The sequence below is a fragment of the Paenibacillus tritici genome (assembly GCF_013204885.1).
In the GTDB taxonomy this organism is placed as follows: Bacteria; Bacillota; Bacilli; order Paenibacillales; family Paenibacillaceae; genus Paenibacillus_AQ; species Paenibacillus_AQ tritici.
On the sequence record NZ_JABMKX010000009.1, the window covers coordinates 86,492 to 107,420 of the forward strand.

15 protein-coding genes are annotated in these 20,929 nt (G+C 54.3%); 9 read left to right on the forward strand and 6 right to left on the reverse strand.

The features are described 5' to 3' along the window. Positions 1-72: 72 nt before the first annotated feature. Complete coding sequence (locus HQN87_RS17210; protein WP_216857341.1) at positions 73-1,920, reverse strand: LTA synthase family protein; 1,848 nt, start codon at positions 1,918-1,920, stop codon at positions 73-75. 294 nt (positions 1,921-2,214) lie between these two features. Here HQN87_RS17210 and HQN87_RS17215 point away from each other — a divergent pair, with 294 nt between their 5' ends. Both HQN87_RS17215 and HQN87_RS17220 read left to right on the forward strand, forming a co-directional pair. After that, positions 2,215-4,530, forward strand: coding sequence for an ATP-dependent DNA helicase (locus HQN87_RS17215; protein WP_367272740.1), 2,316 nt, complete (start codon positions 2,215-2,217; stop codon positions 4,528-4,530). A gap of 52 nt (positions 4,531-4,582) precedes the next feature. Then, complete coding sequence (locus HQN87_RS17220; protein WP_173135958.1) at positions 4,583-5,551, forward strand: Gfo/Idh/MocA family protein; 969 nt, start codon at positions 4,583-4,585, stop codon at positions 5,549-5,551. A gap of 30 nt (positions 5,552-5,581) precedes the next feature. Here HQN87_RS17220 and HQN87_RS17225 read toward each other — a convergent pair whose 3' ends face one another. Then, positions 5,582-6,262 (reverse strand): CidB/LrgB family autolysis modulator, encoded by a 681-nt coding sequence (locus tag HQN87_RS17225; protein WP_173136361.1) that lies wholly within the window; start codon positions 6,260-6,262, stop codon positions 5,582-5,584. Next, on the reverse strand, positions 6,262-6,633 hold the full coding sequence (locus tag HQN87_RS17230) for a CidA/LrgA family protein (protein WP_173135960.1): 372 nt from the start codon (positions 6,631-6,633) through the stop codon (positions 6,262-6,264). The genes HQN87_RS17225 and HQN87_RS17230 overlap by 1 nt, the downstream gene beginning before the upstream one ends. A gap of 113 nt (positions 6,634-6,746) precedes the next feature. Here HQN87_RS17230 and cidR point away from each other — a divergent pair, with 113 nt between their 5' ends. The 7 genes from cidR (at position 6,747) to HQN87_RS17265 (ending at position 17,277) form a co-directional block, all read left to right on the forward strand. Further along, positions 6,747-7,664 (forward strand): cidABC operon transcriptional activator CidR, encoded by a 918-nt coding sequence (gene cidR, locus HQN87_RS17235; RefSeq protein WP_173135962.1) that lies wholly within the window; start codon positions 6,747-6,749, stop codon positions 7,662-7,664. A 119-nt stretch (positions 7,665-7,783) separates the two neighbouring features. Continuing rightward, the gene (locus HQN87_RS33025; RefSeq protein WP_343221859.1) at positions 7,784-8,074 is read left to right on the forward strand and encodes an aspartyl-phosphate phosphatase Spo0E family protein; all 291 of its coding nucleotides are present in this window, start codon (positions 7,784-7,786) and stop codon (positions 8,072-8,074) included. Between the two features lie 145 nt (positions 8,075-8,219). Then, positions 8,220-9,626 carry a DNA-binding protein gene (locus HQN87_RS17245; protein WP_173135964.1) on the forward strand — a complete coding sequence of 469 codons (1,407 nt, stop codon included), beginning with the start codon at positions 8,220-8,222 and terminating at the stop codon, positions 9,624-9,626. A 412-nt stretch (positions 9,627-10,038) separates the two neighbouring features. After that, positions 10,039-10,425, forward strand: a complete 387-nt coding sequence (locus HQN87_RS17250) for a MarR family winged helix-turn-helix transcriptional regulator (RefSeq protein WP_173135966.1) — start codon at positions 10,039-10,041, stop codon at positions 10,423-10,425. After that, positions 10,418-12,178, forward strand: a complete 1,761-nt coding sequence (locus HQN87_RS17255) for an ABC transporter ATP-binding protein (RefSeq protein WP_173135968.1) — start codon at positions 10,418-10,420, stop codon at positions 12,176-12,178. Before HQN87_RS17250 ends, HQN87_RS17255 begins: the two co-directional genes overlap by 8 nt. Then, positions 12,175-14,073 carry an ABC transporter ATP-binding protein gene (locus HQN87_RS17260; RefSeq protein ID WP_301953187.1) on the forward strand — a complete coding sequence of 633 codons (1,899 nt, stop codon included), beginning with the start codon at positions 12,175-12,177 and terminating at the stop codon, positions 14,071-14,073. The genes HQN87_RS17255 and HQN87_RS17260 overlap by 4 nt, the downstream gene beginning before the upstream one ends. Positions 14,074-15,048: 975 nt before the next feature. Beyond that, positions 15,049-17,277 carry an MMPL family transporter gene (locus tag HQN87_RS17265; RefSeq protein ID WP_173135970.1) on the forward strand — a complete coding sequence of 743 codons (2,229 nt, stop codon included), beginning with the start codon at positions 15,049-15,051 and terminating at the stop codon, positions 17,275-17,277. A gap of 619 nt (positions 17,278-17,896) precedes the next feature. Here the strand turns inward: HQN87_RS17265 and HQN87_RS17270 are convergent. From HQN87_RS17270 to HQN87_RS17280, 3 genes are all read right to left on the reverse strand, one after another. Beyond that, positions 17,897-18,214, reverse strand: a complete 318-nt coding sequence (locus HQN87_RS17270) for an antibiotic biosynthesis monooxygenase (RefSeq protein WP_173135972.1) — start codon at positions 18,212-18,214, stop codon at positions 17,897-17,899. Between the two features lie 42 nt (positions 18,215-18,256). Next, positions 18,257-18,976: a 3-ketoacyl-ACP reductase gene (locus HQN87_RS17275; protein ID WP_173135974.1), complete on the reverse strand. Its 720-nt coding sequence runs from the start codon at positions 18,974-18,976 to the stop codon at positions 18,257-18,259. A gap of 363 nt (positions 18,977-19,339) precedes the next feature. Further along, the gene (locus HQN87_RS17280) at positions 19,340-20,893 is read right to left on the reverse strand and encodes an FAD-dependent oxidoreductase (protein WP_173135976.1); all 1,554 of its coding nucleotides are present in this window, start codon (positions 20,891-20,893) and stop codon (positions 19,340-19,342) included. Positions 20,894-20,929: the final 36 nt, after the last annotated feature.

The window sequence follows — 20,929 nt, forward strand, 5'->3', positions numbered from 1 at the left end:
GTCTAAAATAACAATAAGCCAGCCCCCTCATCACAGCGGGGCTGGCTTATTTCTGTATCCTTCCTTGACGAACTATTCGCCGGCTGGCACTTTGTCCGGGAGCTGGGTAACATAGCTGTCCGACAACTGGCGCAGCCGCAGAGCACGGCTATATTCATCCTCGGTACCGGCAGGAGCTGTGCCTCCGGCAGCAAGCGGATATTGTGTATTATCCTCGAAGCTGTTCCCCGGAATCAGCAGTGCAGAGCTTGAGATGAACGAGCCGGTAGGCAGGTAATACCGCTGCGGCAGCAGATTGTAGGACTGGCTGAGCAGATCCTGGCCGAAATGAATGTTGTTATCCATGGATACCCCCAGCAGGCTGGCCGCCGTAGGCATAATATCCACTTCTCCGCCTACTTGCTCAAGCTTCTGCGGAGCCAGTCCTTCGCCATGAATGAGCAGCGGGATATTGAGCATATCTGCGTAGCTATATTCATGGCCGTAGATTTCCTTCATTAGTTCCTTGTCGTCATTATCAAGCGAATAGATGGGCAGTCCCATATGGTCGCCATAGACCATAATCAGGCTGTCCTCCCATAATCCGTCCGCCTTCAGCTCATCCACGAATTGTCCGAAGGCATAATCCGCGTAGTTCTGTGAGCGGACATAATCTCCGACAAAGGTGCCTTCATACCGTTCAGGAAGCTTCATCTTATGCTTCTCTGCAGGAATAGTGAACGGGTGATGCGCAGACATGGAGATGACCTGGGCATAGAACGGCTTGCCGGCCTCGTTCATTTCCTTCAGCTTCTCCGAGGATTTGCGGTAGAGCACTTCATCGGAAGCACCGAAGAAGAAGGCATCCTCGTCTCCGAAGAATTTGTGGTCATAATAATTCTCCCAGCCCAGTGCTTTGTACAGCTCACCGCGGTTCCAGAATTCCACCACATTGGTATGGAACGTGGCTGTCTGGTATCCGCTGTCCTGCAGCAGACGGGGCAGACTTGGCAGCTTCTTATCAACATACGACATGGTAGCTGCACCCTGCGGAGGGATATAGTAAGACGAGTTGACCACGAATTCGGCGTCAGAGGTATTGCCCTGGCCGACCATCTGATAGAAGTTCGTGAAGTACAGGCTTTTCTCCATCAGGCGGTTCAGGTTAGGGGTAACCTCCTGGCCGTCTACCTTGAGACCGAGCAGGAAGCTCTGGAACGACTCCAGCTGAATCATAATCAGATTCTTGCCCTTCGCAGCACCTGCATAAGGCGAGACTGCCGAAGGGTCGATTCCCTTAAGCTGATTAATCGTGCTCTGTGTAATTTCACTGGCCTGTACAAGCTCCGGTTTATCTTGAGCAAAAATCGTATATGCTTCATAATTAAGGATGCCCATCTCCTGGGCCTTCTTGATCTCATTCATGCTGGCCTTATTCGGAAGAATATTGAACAGGCACAGGCCGAGCGAGACCGCGAACAGCACGACATGCAGCATTCTGCCATTCGGACGGTTGATGGTAGCCTTCTTGTAGCTGCGTCCGTTCTTGTTAATGAAGAAGTAGAAGCCAAGCACGATAATATCGGTGAAGATCAGCAGATAATAAGGGTCCATCAAGGAGAATACGCTGTTGCTGACGGCAGTAACCTGGTTCACCTGCTCAGCAGCATGGTAAGTGACAATGACACCGTAGTATTTGAAGTACATAATGGCGGCAAAAAAGATTGCAGTAACCAGCAGGTTGACCGTCATATAATAGCCGAGCTTCCGCTTGGAGGCTAAACGCTCAATCAGGAAAAACAATGCCCAGACAAAAGGCAGTTCTGTTAATACTGATTTCCAGAATTGCAGATCATCAAAGATAACGCCCCAGGCCAAGAGGCTTTTGAACAGAAAAAGAATGGAAAAGAACACAAATGGCTTAAGGAGCCATCGTTTCAAAGTTACGGATGACACAGCTTCGCCTTCTTTCTAAAGGATGAACAGGTTTCCCGGCTGAAGGAAACAGCGGCATTGGACATAAGAATACCATTATCAATAGAACTTATTATGCAGTGCCAGGGAAGGAATGTCAAAAATCAGAAACCGCCGTATAAGCTTTGGAGAGTGCGTAAAATCCGCTCTGAAGGAACCTTACCGCGTGTAATTCCCTCAGACCGGTTAATATCGGAGTTAAAAGAAGAATATGAAGCTGAGGCAGTGGAATGAGCCGGAAATTATTGGAGGTGTGAACAGGTGGAACACACAGAAATTGCGCTGTCGGTGAGAGCACTCGTGGAATTTGCCTACAGCAGCGGCAGTCTGGAGCCCGGCTTCCGCAGCGGAGCGGCGATGTCAGAGGGGACGCGCAGCCACCAGCTTATCCAGAAGCAATATAAGGAAGGGGACCGCAAGGAGGTCTATTTACAGACTGAGATTCTGCATGGCAGCCTCCGCTTCAAGATCGACGGACGCTGCGACGGCCTGCTTACTGCGGAGGACGGCAGCCTGACCGTGGAGGAGATCAAGTCCATCGCCGGAATACCGGATTCCTCCCTGGAGGGGCGGGAGGTTCACTGGGCGCAGGCTTATATGTATGCTTACATGCTTGCAAACGGTCTGGAGCTCCCTTCGATACAGGTCAAGCTTACTTATGTACAGCGGGGAAGTGAAGCGCAGTACAGTCTGTACCGGGAGATGACCCGCGAAGCGCTGACAGCCTTCGCTGAAGATACCGTAAGCCGGTATGCGCCTTATGCCGAGATGATGGTCCGCTACAGGGTGAAGAGAGGGGAGAGCATCCCCGGCCTGTCCTTTCCATTCCCGGCTTACCGTCCCGGTCAGCGCCATTTCGCCGCCGCGGTCTACACCTCAATTGCCGAGGGGGCCAATCTCTTCGCCCAGGCCCCGACAGGCATCGGCAAAACCATCTCGACCCTGTTCCCTGCGGTCAAAGCGCTGGGGGAAGGCAAAGCGGCCGGTATCTTCTATCTGACAGCCAAGACGGTTACGCGGATTGCGGCGCAGGAGGCGGCCGCGATGCTGAACAGCCGGGGGCTGCATCTGCATGTCATTGCGCTGACGGCCAAGGACAAAGCCTGCTTCCGCGAAGAGGGCATCTGCGGTAATGACTCCTGTTCATACGCGGAGGGCTATTATGACCGGATTAATGCCGCACTGATTGATATGCTGGAGCATGAGACGCTGATGACGCGGGAGACGATTGCCGGCTATGCCCATAAGCATAAGGTCTGCCCATTTGAATTCTCCCTGGATGCCGCCTATACCTGTGATATCGTCATCTGCGATTACAATTATATCTACGATCCGCGCATCAGCCTGAAGCGGATGTCCGAGGAGCGGAAGAAGAACACGGTCCTGCTGGTAGATGAGGCGCATAATCTGGTGGACCGGGGGCGGGAGATGTATTCGGCCTCGCTCACCAAGGCGCCGTTCCTGGCGCTCAGCCGGACCTACAAGGCAGCGAATCCCGGGCTCGGCAGCGCCGCCAAGGCGGTGAACGCCTTCTTCATTGCGCTGCGCAAGAGCTGCGGTGACAAGGGGGCAGGAGAGTGGGCAGCGTATCCCGGGGAGCTCCCGGAGCTGCTGGAGAACTTCGCTGCCGAAGCTGAAGCGGAGCTGCTGAATGCCTCATCCCTGTTCAGCGCTGTACAGGCGGAAGACGATGGGGCAGTCAGCCTGCTGGATACCTATTACGCGGTGCAGGGGATGCTGCGCACCTTCAAAACCTATGACGAACGCTACATTACTTATGCCGAGGTACGCAGCGGGGATGTGTATCTGAAGCTGTTCAATCTAGATCCTTCACATCTGCTGCAGCAGATGGCGAAGAGCTTCCGCAGCCAGATTCTGTTCTCCGCGACACTCTCGCCGCTGCCTTACTACAGGGATATGATCGGTGCGGGTGAGGAGGACTATAGCCTGAGTCTCGCCTCGCCTTTTCACAAGGAGCAGTGGCAGGTGTCGGTGCTTCCGGTATCGACGCGGTATCATGACCGGGAGGCATCCCTGCACCCGCTAAGCGATGCGCTCAAGGGGATGGTCTCGAAGAAGGGCAATTATCTGGTATTCTTTCCTTCCTATGTGTATCTGAAGAATGTCTATGAGGTATTCACTGAGAAATACCCGGAGGTCCCGGTACTGCTGCAAGGCAGCGGGATGAGCGAGGTGGAGCGGGAGAGCTTCCTGGCGGCCTTCCGTCCGGACAACCCGGAGCCGCTGCTGGGCTTTGCCGTACTGGGCGGTATTTTCTCCGAAGGGGTGGATCTGCCCGGCGACCGGCTGAACGGGGTAATGGTCGTGGGTGTCGGCCTGCCGCAGGTAGGTCTGGAACGCAATCTGCTGCGGAGCTATTTCCAGTCGCAGGGCCGGAACGGCTTCGATTATGCCTATATTTACCCGGGCATGTGCAAGGTCCAGCAGGCAGGGGGACGGCTGATCCGCAGCGAGAACGACAGCGGCATCATCATACTGGCGGATGACCGGTTTATGCAGCCTTCTTACCGGCAATTGCTTCCTGAGGAATGGCGGGACTACTCTGTCCTGACCTAAGCGGGTATAATCAATGAAAAGGCATTCATCAGACTACTCAGGAGGTAAGGACATGACGCTCAATATCGGAATCGTCGGAACAGGCTGGTTCTCCAAAGTACATGCAGATTTGCTGGCAGGCATGGAGGAGGTGTCGCTGAAGGCGGTGTGCGGCAGCAGTAAGGCTAAGGGTGAGGAGATGGCCCGTCCTTACGGAGCCGAAGGGTATGGGGAGATTACCGAGATGCTGGACAGCCACAAGCTGGATGCCGTCTATATCTGTGTGCCTCCGCAGTCGCACGGGGCCATTGAACGGGCGCTGATCCGCAGGGACATTCCCTTCTTCGTCGAGAAGCCGCTCGGCTCAAGTACGGCCATTCCGGCCAGTCTGCTGCAGGATATCAAGGAGCATCAGCTCTTGACCTCGGTTGGCTACCATTTCCGGTATCAGGAGAACATCCAGCGGCTGAGGCAGCTCCTCAGCGGGGACAAGGTAGGGATGATTGTCGGTGAATGGATGGGCGGGATGCCCGGCGCGGCCTGGTGGCGCAATCAGGAACAGTCCGGCGGGCAATTCACGGAGCAGACGACCCATATCGTGGACCTGCTGCGTTATCTGGCCGGTGAAGTGACGGAGGTCTATGGCATGTTCGGCAACCGGATTATGCACGAGAAGCATGAAGGGGTGACCGTATCCGATGTGGGCACCGTATCCCTGAAGCTTGCGAGCGGCATTGTGGCCAGCATCTCCAACACCTGTGTGCTGCCCGGTGAGGTGAACAAAGCCGGGATCAGCTTCTATAATGACAACGGAATGCTGGACTGGAACCCGGAGCGTCTCCTCGAAGTCCGCAGCGGGGACAGCAAGGAATACAAGAACACGGGCAACCCTTACGCGGTAGAGAGCGAGGCGTTCCTGTACGCGGTCCGTACCGGAGACCGTTCCCGCATTCTCAGTGATTATGAGGATGGGTACAAGACACTTAAGGTGACCTGCGCCGCGTATGATTCTGCCCAGAGCGGAGTCCCGGTGAAGCTGTAGAATTCTGGCCGGGGCCGGGGCAAGGGCAGCCTAGTGGAGGAAGACGGCGAGCAGGGCCGGTGCCAGCCCGATGGAGAACAGCGCCGTCAGAATCATCGAGATACTGGAGATGGTGCCGGTCAGCGAGCTAAGCTCGAAGGCCTTGGAGGTGCCTGTGCCATGCGCTGCGGTTCCAAGCGATACCCCGCGCGCGATTTCATTCTCAATATGGAAGAGGCGCAGCACGGAGGGTCCCATCATCGTTCCCAGCACACCGGTCAGAATGACGAAGACCGCGGTAATGCTGGGAACCCCGCCGATGCTCTGCGAGATGCTCATGGCAATGGGCGTGGTCACCGAGCGGGGGACCAGACTGGTCGCCAGATCACCGCTCAGGTGCAGCCATTTGGCCAGCAGCATCGAGGACAGCACGGCCATAACCGTTCCTGACAGCACGCCTGCCGCAATTTCGGCGGCGTGTTTTTTGAGTACCTTGAAGTTCTTATGCAGCGGGATGGCGAAGGCGATGGTCGCCGGCTGAAGCAGGTCCGACAGCCATTTGCCTCCCGCATTGTAGGATTCATAGGAGCTTCCCGTCATCAGCAGGAAGCTGATGATCAGCAGCGGGGTGATGATCAGCGGGGAGGTATACATTTTGCCGCTGGCCGCATAGATCCGTTTGGTTACAAGGTATACTGCAATGGTAAGTCCAAGGAATAGCAGTCCGGTCATCATAAGCTTCTACGCTCCTTCACTTTATAGATAACCCCTGTCAACAGGCCGGAACTGGCCATGACGGCAAAGGTCCCTACGAGTACAACCGCCAGCACCTGCAGGCCATCAGATTCAAGCAGCTTGGAGTAATTCATCACTCCGATTGCCGAAGGAATGAAGAACAGCAGCAGCTCGGCCAGCAGCCACGAAGCACCTGCCTCCACCCAGTTCAGGCGGATCACGCCGGACTCCAGCAGCAGGAATAATAGAATCATCCCGATAATGCTTCCGGGAAGAGGAATATGCAGCAATGAGGTTATACTGTTAACCAGCAGGGAGAACACGGTAAGTCCGGCAACCTGCAGTAAGCCTAAGGCAATCTTTTTCATAAATGATTACCTCCTTTCATCTTACTGAAAGTTTACATCTAATTCTTTCATAGGTACAATGAATAGATTGAATATCTCACATTCCAATTGTCTATAGATGGAGGTGGTTCTTAATGGATGTCCGACAACTGGAGTACTTTGTGCAGGCCGCCAGGCTGAACAGCTTCTCCAGGGCTGCCGAATCGCTGTATATCACCCAGCCCACCATCAGCAAGATGATCCGTAATCTGGAGACGGAGCTGGGGGCGGATCTGTTCTACCGGGAAGGCAAAAGCATCCGCCTGACGGATGCCGGAGAGCTTCTGCTCGTCAAGGCGCAGAACATTGTGGAGTCCTTTGCCAGCCTCTCTTCGGAGCTGGACAGTCTGCGCAATCTGAAGCAGGGGCATATCCGCATCGGGCTTCCGCCTATGGTGGGGGCCAGCTTCTTTCCGGCGGTCATCGGGGAATTTCACCGGCGGTATCCCGAGGTCACGATCCGGCTGCATGAGGACGGGGCCAAAAAAGTGGAAGATGATGTGGAGTCCGGCCTGCTCGACATCGGGGCGATTGTGCTGCCGGTGAACCCGGCAAGGTTCCACTGCTTCACCTTTGTTGAAGAGAAGCTGGAACTGCTGGTCCCGGCAGGACACCGTCTGGACGGAGCGCAGCAGGTACCGCTGAAGGAGCTGGCGGAAGAGGAGTTCGTCTTGTTCCGGGAGGACTTCGCCCTGCATGACCGGATTATATCGGAATGTGTCAAAGCGGGCTTTCAGCCCAAGGTGGTCTATGAAAGCTCACAGTGGGACTTGATCAGCCGGATGGTAGCCGCCGGTATGGGCATTGCGCTGCTGCCGGAGACCATCTGCCGGGATATCGACCGTTCGCGGATCGCCGTCATTCCGCTGACCGAGCCGGTGATTCCCTGGCAGTTGGGGATGATCTGGCGGAAGGACCGTTACCTGTCCTTTGCTGCAAGGGAATGGATTGCATTTGCGATGAATGTACTCGGGGAACGATTTCACCCGCCGGAGCATCCGGGTAAGATATGAACAGGATATAAATAAGAGGGTTTAGTTCTGCTTTCATCGACATTTTTTTCTTTTTTTGCAAATTTTGTTTTTTGGCATCATGATTTATGATAAGGGGGAAGTTGATAGAGAGAAGGTGAGTGACTGTGAACCTTTACCAGAATTCTCCGGATGCCAAAGGCCGGGATTACAGAGAAGATGAGCTATTCCTTACTATAGAGAACTTAAGAAGTGAGCTGCTGGAGGTGGCCCAGGAACGGAGTCTGAGCGATCATACGGTGCTGGAGCTTAGCCAGCGGCTGGACGGGTACATTGTCATGGCCCAGAATCTGATGATGGAGAGCCTGCGCAGCCGCAAGAACGCTGCAGCCCCTTACGGCAAGAATACCAAGAGCCAGCGGATCAGGAATAAGGCGGCTCTACAGCAGTAGACTATATTATATGAATCTCCCGGCGGCGTCCGGGAACCCGTGGCCCTGCGATTTGTGGGGCCATTTTGTTGTGCTTTTCATAGTCATGTCCTATAATGGCAATTAATAGAAGGTTAAACTGAATGATGGATGGGGGAGGTGCCGGGTGGAGGCGAAGCTGACTACTATACGAACGGAAATCGAGAAGAATCTGTCCCGCTCGGGTCATAATCTTGCCTCATTTGCCAAAGTCTCCGGCCTGAACCGCGGCAGTCTCAGTGCCATTCTTCACGGCAATCCGCCTAAGCCGATCTCGCTGGGACAGCTGGATGCCATGACCCGGGCCTTCGGATTCCCCGAGGGCTGGCTGTACCCGCTATATGTGGACGAGTGCTTCAGTGAAGATAGAATCTCCCGCCGCCGTGTCGAGCCTTTCCTGGTCAAATGTGCCGAGATTGGCAAACAGCAGTGCATTGAAGAGGTTCTGGGACGGATTATGGAATATCAGAGGCCGCTGGATATTATCTACAGGGTGGCAGAGAGGCTGTTCTGCAGCGGCAGAATACAGGAATCCATCATCTTTTACAGACTGATTGTAGAGAATGAACAGGACGGCTACTCCGAACGGATGGCGATCAGCAAGTATCGGATCTTCAAATCCCTGGAGACCACTCCTGATGTGGATATGGAGCAGAAGCTGCGTGCTGTCATCAGCTTCGAGCCTTACCGCGGGCTGCTTCCCGAGGACATGCAGCTGGACGGGCTGCTGAAGCTGGCGAAGGTATGCTTCGCGCTGCACCGCTGGAAGGATGTGGAGAAGTTCGCCGATGAGCTGAGGGCCTTGGCCAATGGCATCTACCGCGAGGAGCTGCGGCGCACCAAGGGGAAGCGGGGGGAGCCGTTCCAGGCGGAACGCCCGCTGGTGGTCTACTACGGGCATGGCTATCTGCTTAAGGCCTCGGCGCTTACCAAGCAGGGGGAATATGAGCTGGCCAAGCGGTATACTGCCGGATATGCGGACCTGGGATGGTTTGAAATGCTGGACGACGAGGGGCGCAGCAGCGTGGAGAGCTTCAAGCTGTTTGCTGTCGCTAACGGCTTCACGCTTGAGATTCTGATGGGCAACATTTCGGTGCTGCCCTCCTATATAGCATTTCTATCCGAGCATCCCGGGGAGATTCTGTCCGGCATGGTGATCATTATGGAGTCGGCGAACCGCTTCGGGTTCTCTGCCGATGCGGTGATGTCGCGCTTTTCCCGCGAGATGCTGCGGTTCGAACAATTCCAGGACACGATTAATGTGGACCGCGTCTACCGTCTCTATTATCAGATCGCCATATACCACATCTCCCGTAACCAATGCTCTAAGGGAATCGACTATATCATTCATTGTCTGCGTCTGACCATCAGGCTGAATAGCGGAAAGGACTTCATTAATTGTGTAACCCTGTTTGAACTGAACAGAGATTACGCCTCGGAGATCCAGCAGAATGCATACCGGGAACTGATTAGGGAGGTGAGACAGCATGAAGAAATCACTGTTGATGACAGCCAGCGTTTTGGTATTGTTTAGCTTCATTCTTGCCGGTGCCGGAGCAGACCAGAAGTCCAAGGGAAGAGGAATTACCATTATGGAACACGGAGTGGAATTCTAAGCCTATTACCAGATACAATACAGTCGCACTCATATCTAAGAGGGACTCCCCGGCCATTCGTGTCGAGGGAGCGTTTGTACGTGGGAATGTGAAATAAATTACATAGATTCCCGTGAATTTCGGAATTGACAAAGTGCGGGCACGAAAATATAATTAGGTAGCCTAATTAATATATGATTTAATTATTTGTAGACCTAACTAAAATGAGGTGAAGGCATTGGGATAGAGCGGGAAGGTGAACATTCAGTCGGGCACAAGCTTTTCTCTGCACTGAGGAAGCTGCGCAAAGGGCTATGGCATCACACAGTGGAGGGGCATAAGCCAAGTGAGATGACTTTATTAATATGCATTGCACGGGCTTCCCATTCCAGGGAGCTTGGACTTAAGGTATCGGAGATCAGCCGCTTTCTGGGACTGAGTCCGCCAACGGTAACCCAGCTGATTAACAGCCTTGAAGCCAAACAGATGGTAGAAAGACAGGCGGATGCTTCCGACCGGAGAGTCGTGCGCATCAAGTTGACGGAACAGGGCAAAATTATTACACGTAAGGCCAGGGACCATATGGATGCAACACTAAACAAGATGGTGGAATATTTAGGCGAGGAAGAATCCGACCAGCTGGCGGAGCTGCTGGGGAAGGTCTATACCTTCATGGAGGATAATCCGCCGCCTAATCTAGACCGGCTACAAATGAACGGAGATGAGAAGCTTGATTAAATTAATGAAACAACTGAAGCCCTTCCGCTTGGCTATCGCAGGGGTGCTGATTCTTGTATTCCTGCAGTCCATGGGTGATTTGTATCTTCCCACCTTAATGAGTGACATTATTGATAAAGGGATTGTAAACGGCGACCAGCCGTTTATCTGGAGAATCGGCGGCTTCATGCTGCTGGTAGCAGCCGGCGGTGTCCTATGCTCTGTTATTGCCAGCTATCTGTCAGCCAGAGTGGCGGCAGGCTTCGGCAAGAATACCCGTTCACGGGTGTTCAATCATGTGGAGAACTTCACACTTCATGAATTCGATAAGCTGGGCACAGCTTCATTGATTACACGGACCACCAATGATATTACACAGGTCCAGACCGTCCTGACTATGATGCTCCGCATGATGGTCGGTGCCCCGATGATGATGATCGGCGGGATTATTATGGCGGTGTCGGAGGATGCCAAGCTCTCGCTGATCTTTGTAGTGGTGATTCCGCTGCTGGTCGGAGCGATCTTCTTCATCGGAATGAAGGGTCTGCCGCTGTTCAAGGCCATCCAGATCAAGCTGGACAAATTAAATCTGGTGCTGCGCGAGCATCTGACCGGTATCCGCGTCATCCGCTCCTTCAACCGGATTGAGCATGAGAATAGACGGTTCAGTGCGGCGAACCGCGACCTTACTGACACTGCGATCAAAGTCAATAAGGTAATGGCGGGACTGATGCCGCTGATGATGATCGTGATGAACTTCTCCATGATTGCCATCCTGTATTACGGCGGAATCCGTATTGGCGACGGGGATCTGAAGGTCGGCTCCCTGATGGCCTTCATTCAATATGCGATGCAGATTATGTTCTCGCTGATTATGGTATCCATGATGTTCGTCCTGATTCCTAGAGCCTCCGCTTCTGCGCAGCGTATCAATGAAGTACTCGATATGCAGCCTGAGATTGTGGACCCTACAACTGCAGAGCTGAAGACTACGGCTACAGCTACCCATGCAGACGGCCGTGACGGAATGCGCGGGTTCGTAGAGTTCGACAATGTGTCCTTCTCTTACCCGGGTGCGGAGCAGGAGGCGTTGTCCGGAATTACCTTCAGTGCGCGCCCAGGTGAGATAACGGCCATTATCGGCGGAACCGGGTCAGGGAAGTCGACGCTGCTGAGCATGATTCCAAGATTCTATGATGCTATAGAAGGCTCGGTCCGTGTGGATGGAGTGGATGTCCGCGAGATGACGCAAGAGGAGTTGCGGAGCAAGATCGGCTATATCCCGCAAAAAGCAGTGCTGTTCACCGGTTCCATTAACGAGAATATCCGTTACGGGAAAGAGGATGCTACAGACGAAGAGATTATTCATGCCGCCAAGGTGGCTCAGGCCTATGACTTCGTCTCTGCGATGAAGGAAGGCTTCAATTCAAGCATCTCCCAGGGGGGCGGCAATGTCTCCGGCGGCCAGAAGCAGCGCCTGTCGATCGCCCGGGCCCTCGTCCGCAAACCGGAAGTGTACCTGTTCGACGACAGCTTCTCCGCGCTGGACTTCAAGACCGATGCCAAGCTGCGTGCAGCGCTCAAGGAGGAGACTACAGAATCTACCGTCCTTATTGTCGCCCAGCGGGTAAGTACGGTAATGGATGCAGACCGGATCATCGTGCTGGATGATGGCGTGATTGTCGGAATGGGCACGCACCGTGAGCTGCTGGACAATAATGAGGTGTACCGCGAGATCGTATCCTCGCAGCTGTCAGAGGAGGAAATAGCATGAGTGAACAGAACAAAGCAACGAAGCCGCCCGCCCGCAGACACGGCGGATTCGGCCCCGGCCCGGGCGGACCCGGCATGGGTATGCCTCCCGAGAAGGCCAAGGATTTCAAAGGAACCCTGCGCCGCCTGGTCCGGTATTTGCGTCCGCGCCAGGTGCAGCTGATTATTGTATTCGTGATGGCGATTGCCAGTACCGTATTCAGTATTTTCAGCCCCAAGGTAATGGGAAGAGCGACTACCAAGCTGTTTGAAGGTGCCTATGGGAAGATGATGGATGTGCCTGGTGCAGTCATTGATTTCGGCTATATTAATGATATTCTTATCCTACTGGCCGGACTCTATCTGTTCAGTGCACTGTTCAGTTATATACAGCAGTATGTAATGGCCGGAGTGGCACAGAAGGTCGTATATGATATGCGCGAGCAGATCAACAGCAAGCTGGAGCGGCTGCCGCTGAAATATTTCGATTCCCGGACCCACGGGGAGATTCTCAGCCGGGCGACTAATGATGTGGACAACATCAGTACGACCCTGCAGCAGAGCTTGACCCAGCTTATTACCTCTATTGTGACGATTGTCGGAGTCATTGTGATGATGCTGACCATCAGCCCTTGGCTGACCTTGATTACTATTGTAACGCTGCCGCTTAGCTTCGTGGTCATCATGCTGATTACCAAGCGCTCCCAGACTTATTTTGTCGGGCAGCAGAAATCGCTGGGCCAGCTGAACGGCCATGTAGAGGAAATGTATACGGGACACCGGATTATAAAGGCTTTTGGACGCGAGAAAAATTCGCTGAAGGACTTCGATAAGATCAACGATCAGCTATACGACTCCGGCTGGAGATCCCAGTTCATCTCCGGGATTATTATGCCGCTGATGATGTTTATCGGGAACCTGGGGTATGTGCTGGTATGTGTGGTCGGCGGGATTTTCGTTACCAAAAAAGCAATTGATGTCGGTGACATCCAGGCGTTCATCCAGTATTCGCGCCAGTTCACCATGCCGATTACGCAGACCGCGAATATTGCCAACATTATTCAGTCTACGATCGCTTCGGCGGAACGTGTATTTGAACTGCTGGATGAAGAAGAGGAGATTCCTGAAGTGGGGACTTCGCTTGCCAAGCGTACAGCGGATGCGGAAGAGGGCGCGGTGGAATTCCGCCATGTGAAGTTCGGCTACAAGGAGAATGAAGTCCTGATCGAAGACATGAATATCGAGGTCAGTCCGGGGCAGACCATTGCCATTGTAGGGCCAACCGGGGCCGGCAAAACAACCCTGATCAATCTGCTCATGCGCTTCTACGAAGTGAACAGCGGCGAGATTGTCATCGACGGTGTGAACATCACCAATATGAAGCGCAGTGAGCTGCGCAGCAAGTTCGGAATGGTGCTCCAGGATACCTGGCTGTTCAACGGCACCATCCGTGATAATATCGCTTATGGCCGCGAGGGCTCTACGGAAGCGGATGTGGTACGTGCAGCCAAGGCGGCACATGCCGATCACTTTATCCGCACGCTGCCGCTGGGTTATGACACCATTCTGAATGAGGAAGCTTCGAACATCTCCCAAGGGCAGAAGCAGCTGCTTACCATTGCCCGGGCAATACTGGCCGATCCGTCCATCCTGATTCTGGATGAGGCGACCAGCAGTGTGGATACCCGGACAGAGGTGCAGATTCAGAAGGCCATGAACACGCTGATGAACGGCAGAACGAGCTTCGTTATCGCTCACCGCCTGTCCACCATCCGTGATGCAGACCTGATTCTGGTCATGAACCAGGGCAGCGTTATTGAGAAGGGAACCCATCTGGAGCTTCTGGAAGCAGGCGGCTTCTACGCCGATCTGTATAACAGCCAGTTCTCCGGGGATGACCTGCCGGATGCAGGCTAATCCCGATTGGTTCCAAGATAAGCTGAAACGAATGCCGTCCTTTTAAAAGACAGCGTAGCCGTTTCCGCTTCATAGCTCCACTTCATAGCTCAGCCCCGGCGTTCATTGCAGAGGGTCTTCGGACCCACTTTGCGTGGACGCCGTTTTTTATCTAATGAACCTAACCTAATCTACCTAACACACTCGATCTACCCGGTCCATCAACCCAACCCAACTAACCCAACTAACCCAACCAACCCAACCAACCCAACCAACCCAACCAACCCAACCAACCCAACCAACCCAACCAACCCAACTCCATCCACCACCCATCACCCCCGATCCAACCTCCATCTATCCTCAACCAAGTCCCGTCCAGCCCCCAACTATCCTCAACCAACTCCGTCCAACCCCAACTTTCCTCAATCCACTCCCATCCAGCCTCCAACTATCCTCAACTAACTCCGTCCAACCCCAACTTTCCTCAATCCACTCCCACCCAACCTCCATCCCGATTTCACCATTTCCTGCCTAAAATGCAACTTTAACCGCATCCAATCCACCTCAGTAGGAAAATGTTGCACAGAAGGCACGATTCTTCCTCTTATCCACCGGCTACAAGTAAAATTCCTGCATTCCCTGCAACAATCCTCCGAATACCCGATTATTGGTGAGCAGAAGCTGCATTAATTACAGCATTTCTGGTCTGGTCCGCCCACAGTGAGCTTATTAATCCGGGGGAACTGCTCTAGTAAATGGTTATTGTAACTCTCTGTAATATATAATATTTTCCAGGGCCATAATAGATACAGAGACCGCCATTCACCTGCTGTAAGTGGTAATGAATCAAGGTACGCCATTGACGATGTAGCAGATTATACCTCTAGTTTTCTATGAAACGAGAAAAAAGGTTTGCTTAAAATTTTCGGGGTATATATGATAAGGAGAGTAAAATGACCCGTGGCTCATTTTTGGGGCGGACGGACAGGAGAGAGGATGAAAGGTATGTCAGGCTACGGAAAATGGGTAGCAGGGAGCAAGACCAAATGGATTACTCTGCTGGTGTGGATCGCAGTGGTTGGGGTGCTGACCATGCTGTGGCCTTCGGTGAACTCGCAGGTTGCCAATAATGCGCCTAACCTGCCGGAGAATTCACAATCGGTCCGGGCATCGGTCGTTGCAGAACGGGAATTCCCTGCCGGAAGCGGAGTACCGGCGCTGCTTGTATGGCATCGTGACGGAGGAATATCGGAGGAGGATCTCGTACATATAACGGCAGTCTACAACAAGCTTGAACAGGACCCTCTGGAGCATCAGAATTTCGTTCCACCGCTTGGCAAGCTGCCCCCGCAAGCACTGCAGGCGTCGTTGTCGGAGGATAGAAGCACACTGGTTACTCCGGTGCTGTTCGACAAGACGGCAGACAGCGACCAGCTCGGGGAGTCTCTGACCAGCCTGAAGCAAATCATACGTACAGAGACGCTTGCTGATCCGTCTGCAGCCAAGCCGGACAGCGGAGACTTAAGCTTGAGGGTGTCTGGTCCCGTCGGAATCTCGGTGGATGCCACAGGACTATTCAAGAATGCCGATGTGTCCCTGCTGATTGCCACCGTAATTCTGGTGCTGGTCTTCCTGCTCCTGATTTACCGTTCACCTATCCTGGCTCTGATTCCGCTGATCGCTGTAGGCTTTGCTTATGGCGTTACCAGCCCGGTGCTGGGCCTGATGGCCAAGGAAGGCTGGATCAAGGTGGATTCGCAGGCTGTCTCCATTATGACCGTACTGCTCTTCGGGGCAGGGACAGACTACTGTCTGTTCATGATCTCGCGCTTCCGCCAGATGCTGAAGGTGGAGGAGAATAAAGGGCGTGCGCTGCTGAGTGCCATTTCCCATTCCTCAGGAGCGATTGCGATGAGCGGCTTCACGGTTGTCCTGGCCCTCTTCGCCTTACTGCTGGCGAAATATGGCGCCTATCACCGGTTCGCGGTTCCGTTCAGTGTCTCGATTCTTATTATGGGGGTTGCCAGTCTGACCCTGGTTCCGGCCTTGCTCGCTATATTCGGACGGACCTCGTTCTTCCCGTTCGTGCCGCGGACTCCGCAGATGGAAGCGGAACGTGCCAAGGCCAAGGGCAGACCGGTACCGCAGCCGCAGCCGAACCGCCGCAAAGGAATCGGGCAGCTTGTCATTACCCGTCCTTGGGCTATTGTAGGGATTACCGTGGTGCTTCTGGGCGTATTGGCCTCGTTCTCCAGCGGAATCAAATTCACCTATGATATTCTGTCCTCATTCCCGAAGAATATGGAGTCGCGGGAAGGGTTCGACCTGATCGGCAAGCAGTTCTCTCCGGGGGAGCTTGCGCCCGCTAAGCTGATGGTCGATACAGAAGGGTTGTCCGGGGGAGAAGACCTCCAAGCCGTGCTGGGCAGCTTATCCTATGTGGATGTCGTCTCCGACCCGCAGCAGGGAGCGGTCAATCCGAAGATCACGGGATATGATATTGAATTCAAGGACAATCCGTATTCCATCGAAGCGATGAATCATATTCCGGCACTTCAGACTACGGTTGAGCAGGCATTGGCGGAGTCGGGAATCGGGAACGTACAGGATAAGGTGTGGATCAGCGGCCAGACCGCTACCCAGCATGATACCAAGGAGCTGGGGGAACGGGATACCGATCTGATCATACCTGTCGTAATCGGCTTGATTACGCTGCTGCTGCTGGTCTATCTCAGATCCGTTGTAGCTACGGTGTATCTGGTAGGGACAGTTATTCTATCGTTCTTCTCGGCACTGGGCCTGGGCTGGATCATCATTCATTATGTACTCGGTGCAGATGCGATTCAGGGTTCAATTCCGCTCTATTCCTTCGTCTTCCTGGTAGCGCTAGGGGAGGATTACAACATCTTCATGATCTCGAATATCTGGAAAAAGAGTAAGCATATGCCGCTGAAGCGGGCGATTGCTGAAGGCGTAAATGAGACCGGGTCGGTGATTACCTCCGCCGGACTCATCTTGGCCGGTACCTTCGCCGTGCTGGCCAGTCTTCCTATTCAGGTACTGGTGCAATTCGGCATCATTACAGCGATTGGTGTCCTACTGGATACCTTCGTGGTCCGCCCCTTCCTGGTGCCGGCCATCACCGTCCTCTTCGGCCGGGTGGCCTTCTGGCCGGGTAAGCATGAGGAGATAAGCGAAACCTCTGTTCCAGATACACAGGGATAACCATAGGGATGCCCCGCAAAGGCTATCAGGCCTGCGGGGCATCTTTGTTCACAAATATAGGGATTTTATGCCAAGAACAAAGGAAGTTCCTCTGACTCTGCCGAGTACTTTAATTCCCCGGACGCAGGCCAAATGAGCGAAGGAAGAGACCAGAATGTAAGCGAAAAACCGAATACAATGTGCGGTGCGAGTATCTGTGGGCCGAATGTAATCGGAAAACCGAACACAATTGGACTGGACCTGCCACGTAGGCCGAATGTAATCGAAAAACCGAACACAATTGGACTGGACCTGCCAAGTACTTTAATTCCCCGGACGCGGGTTAAATGAGCAAATGAAGAGCAGAAGTGCACCTGAATTCCCCGGACGCGGACCCAAATGAGCGAATGAGGAGCAGAAGTGCACCTCATTCGCCCCTTACCACCAGAAGCAGGCTGAATGGAGAACGCTGTGGCCGCTTTATAAGCTGCCTGGGCCTGGGCTGCATAAATTCTTGCGGCATTTATCCGTTACGGTGATTTTGTTTAAATATAATTTATAGATTTCTTCTATTTCTCGCTGAAACGGCTGCGCTGTCCTGAAAAGGAAGGCGCAGCCGTTTCTACTTCTATGCAGTTCTTCAGGCCTGGCCGCCCGGAGTACGGCTGTGCAGCAGCTCGTACTTGTCGAGCGAGGCACCGACAATGGCCTCGTTTTTGCCTGCGCCCCGGTGCGATTCGCGGAAGGCAGGGCTTGAAGTCCAGCCGTTCAGCGCGTCCTCGCTCTCCCAGACGGTGGAGATCTTCAGTTCCTCCACACCTTCCTTGGGCGCTCCGCGCCAGACCTCCATGCGGATGAATCCGGGCATACTCTGTATACCGTTATCAGCACCGAACCGCGAGGCCAGCGCTTCTCCGTGCCCTTCTTTGATCTTAATTGTATTGGTAACTACCAGCATAACCAAGTCCTCCTTGTAGGGCTTTCGTAAGTACTGCTGTTATTATTGCGGATTGGTGGTCCAGATCCCTGCTGTTTTGAGGAAGACGCGGTCAGGCAGCTTCAGTGCGGCGAGTGTCAGCTCGGCCACATCCTCCGGCTGCATCATCCGGTCTTCTTCTCCGATCTTAAGGCCTGCGCCTGTAGCCAGGCCTGTATTCACTGTGCTCGGAGTCAGCGCCACGACACGGATATTATGCTTGCGCACCTCCATGGCCAGCGCTTCCGTCATGCCCATCAGCGCGAACTTGGAAGCACAGTAGGCGGAGCCTGTGGCGAAGCCGCGTTCTCCTGCGGTGGATGAGATATTGATAATATTGCCGCTTGAACGCTCAATCATAGCAGGCAGTGCCGCACGGGTTACATAGTAGGCGCCGAACAGGTTGATCTGCATATGCCGTTCCCAGTCGGCAGGGTCCATCTCCAGGAACGTGCCGAACTGGGCGATCCCGGCATTGTTGATGAGCGCATCGAAGGGTCCCAGGGTCTTCTGCAGGGCCATAACTGCGCGCTCGGCTTCTTCACGTACGGCTATATCGGCAACTGCAATACTGACCTTGATGTCATATACTTCGGTCAGAGCCGTCTTCAGCGCCTCCAGATCCGCTGAAGTTCTGGAGATAAGGCCCAGGTTGGCGCCTTCCTTCGCCAGCGCCATGGCGAGCGCCTTACCGATTCCCTTGCCTGCCCCTGTAATTACAATACTGGTTCCTCTCAAATCCATAACCTGTCGTCACGCTCCTTATAGAATGATGGGTACTGCAAGATCGAATATATTGCTATTATACCTGAGCGGACAGCGACAATCACGCCGGAGCGACAGCCCCGGGCAATATTGTCCTACTATCCGCCCGGGCTGCCGGTGACGCGCATCGCGGGCGGAGGCTCAGCTCAATCGCCGTCGCTCAGTCGCCGTCGCTCAGTCGCCGTCGCTCAGTCGCCGTCGCTCAATCGCCGTCGCTCAATCGCCGTCGCTCAGTCGCCGTCGCTCAGCCGCCGTCGCTCAGCCGCCGTCGCTCAGCCGCCGTCGCTCAGCCGCCGTCGCTCAGCCGCCGTCGCTCAGTCGCCGTCGCTCAGTCGCCGTCGCTCAGTCGCCGGCCGTGATTTTCTTAAGCGGCACAGTCGCCGGCCCTTCCAGCACATCGCCTTCATAGGAGAAGCGGGATCCGTGGCACGGGCAATCCCAGGAGCGTTCCCCGTCATTCCACTCGCATTCACAGCCCATATGGGTGCAGGTTCTGTCGATCAGATGCAGTTGGCCTTCGGGATCGCGGTAGGCGCCAACGCGTTTACCGTCATGGAAGACCACGGCGCCCTGATCCGGTTCCAGATCCTGCGTCTTTTTATGGACAATCTCCACTTTTCCGGCTACCAGCTCCTTGGCGACAGAGAGGTTCTGCACGACGAAATTCTTGATGGCAGGAACCGCCTTGAAGCGTGAAGGATCGTATAACTCCTTGTACGGGTTGCTGCTGCCCTGAATCGAGTCTGCAATCATGCGGGCGGCCAGGGTCCCGGTGGTCATGCCCCACTTGGCGAACCCGGTGGCAATATAGATTTCTTCGTTCTCTGCCCGCCTGCCGATGTAGGGAACCCGGTCCAGAGTGATCAGATCCTGGGTGGACCAGCGGAACGGAATGCTGCGGATGCCCAGTAATTCTCCTGCAAACTTCTCCAGATTCTCATAATGGCCGAACGTACAGATGCCTTGTCCGGTCTGGTGGTTCTCCCCTCCGGCTATGACCAGCTTACGCCCGCCCCATTCCACAGCCCGCAGCGAACGGGTCGGTTCACCGGCACTCAGATACATGCCGCCTTCATAATCCGTTTCCGGTTCGAACGCCAGGCAATAGGAGCGTTCGGCATGCAGCCGCGAGAAGTAGAGAGACCCGCCGTCATAAAAAGGGAAATGGGAAGCAGACACGGCATGGCGGCAGCGGATTTGGTATTTGCCGCCCTCGGTATGAAGGGTTAGATGTCCGTCCGAATCCACCTGCTCTCCGATCATCGTATGTTCAAATACGGTGCCTCCCTTATCCAGAACCGCCTGCAGCAGTCCCTTCAAATACTCAAGCGGATGGAACCGGGCCTGCCCCGGCATCCGGATCGCGCCGCCCGCGCCCAGAGGCAGGGGCACCTGATCCAGCCACTCCCCAGGCAGTCCGAGCTTGCTGTACGCCTCGAATTCCCGGTTCAGCTCCTTCAGCGTCTTCTCATCTCCCTTGTCGGCATAGAGATAGGCGGCTTCCGGCTTCATCCCGCAGGAGAGGTCCAATTCCTCCGCAGTAGCCATCATCCACTCCATGGCCTCGCGGTTGGACTGATAATACATGCGGGCCTGCTCCTCACCGAAATTCTTCAGCAGGTCGCCGTAGATCATCCCGTGCTGGGCGGTGATCTTGGCGCTGGTGAAGCCGGTGGCTCCGCCAAGAATCTCTCCGGCCTCCAGCAAGGTGACCTTGTACCCGGCATTGGACAGCAGATAAGCGGTGGTAATCCCGGTAATCCCCGCCCCTACAATAGCTACGTCTGTGACATGATCTTCCGCAAGCGCCTTGAAAGAGGGCAGCCCGGTGCTGCTTCTCCATAACGATTCCGGGAATTGCGGAAGACCTTGCGAACGGTGTTCCTGTGAGTTCATAGTACAGTCCCTCCTAAGTCATTATCCATTCAATTA

Excerpts from the sequence above, each read along its gene's own strand:
- HQN87_RS17270 (WP_173135972.1), bottom strand. The coding sequence starts at position 18,214 with ATGCTGGTAGTTACCAATACAATTAAGATCAAAGAAGGGCACGGAGAA.
- HQN87_RS17265 (WP_173135970.1), top strand. The coding sequence starts at position 15,049 with ATGAAAGGTATGTCAGGCTACGGAAAATGGGTAGCAGGGAGCAAGACC.
- HQN87_RS17230 (WP_173135960.1), bottom strand. The coding sequence starts at position 6,633 with ATGAAAAAGATTGCCTTAGGCTTACTGCAGGTTGCCGGACTTACCGTG.
- HQN87_RS17260 (WP_301953187.1), top strand. The coding sequence starts at position 12,175 with ATGAGTGAACAGAACAAAGCAACGAAGCCGCCCGCCCGCAGACACGGC.
- HQN87_RS17275 (WP_173135974.1), bottom strand. The coding sequence starts at position 18,976 with ATGGATTTGAGAGGAACCAGTATTGTAATTACAGGGGCAGGCAAGGGA.
- HQN87_RS17225 (WP_173136361.1), bottom strand. The coding sequence starts at position 6,262 with ATGACCGGACTGCTATTCCTTGGACTTACCATTGCAGTATACCTTGTA.
- HQN87_RS17280 (WP_173135976.1), bottom strand. The coding sequence starts at position 20,893 with ATGAACTCACAGGAACACCGTTCGCAAGGTCTTCCGCAATTCCCGGAA.
- cidR (WP_173135962.1), top strand. The coding sequence starts at position 6,747 with ATGGATGTCCGACAACTGGAGTACTTTGTGCAGGCCGCCAGGCTGAAC.
- HQN87_RS17250 (WP_173135966.1), top strand. The coding sequence starts at position 10,039 with ATGACTTTATTAATATGCATTGCACGGGCTTCCCATTCCAGGGAGCTT.
- HQN87_RS17220 (WP_173135958.1), top strand. The coding sequence starts at position 4,583 with ATGACGCTCAATATCGGAATCGTCGGAACAGGCTGGTTCTCCAAAGTA.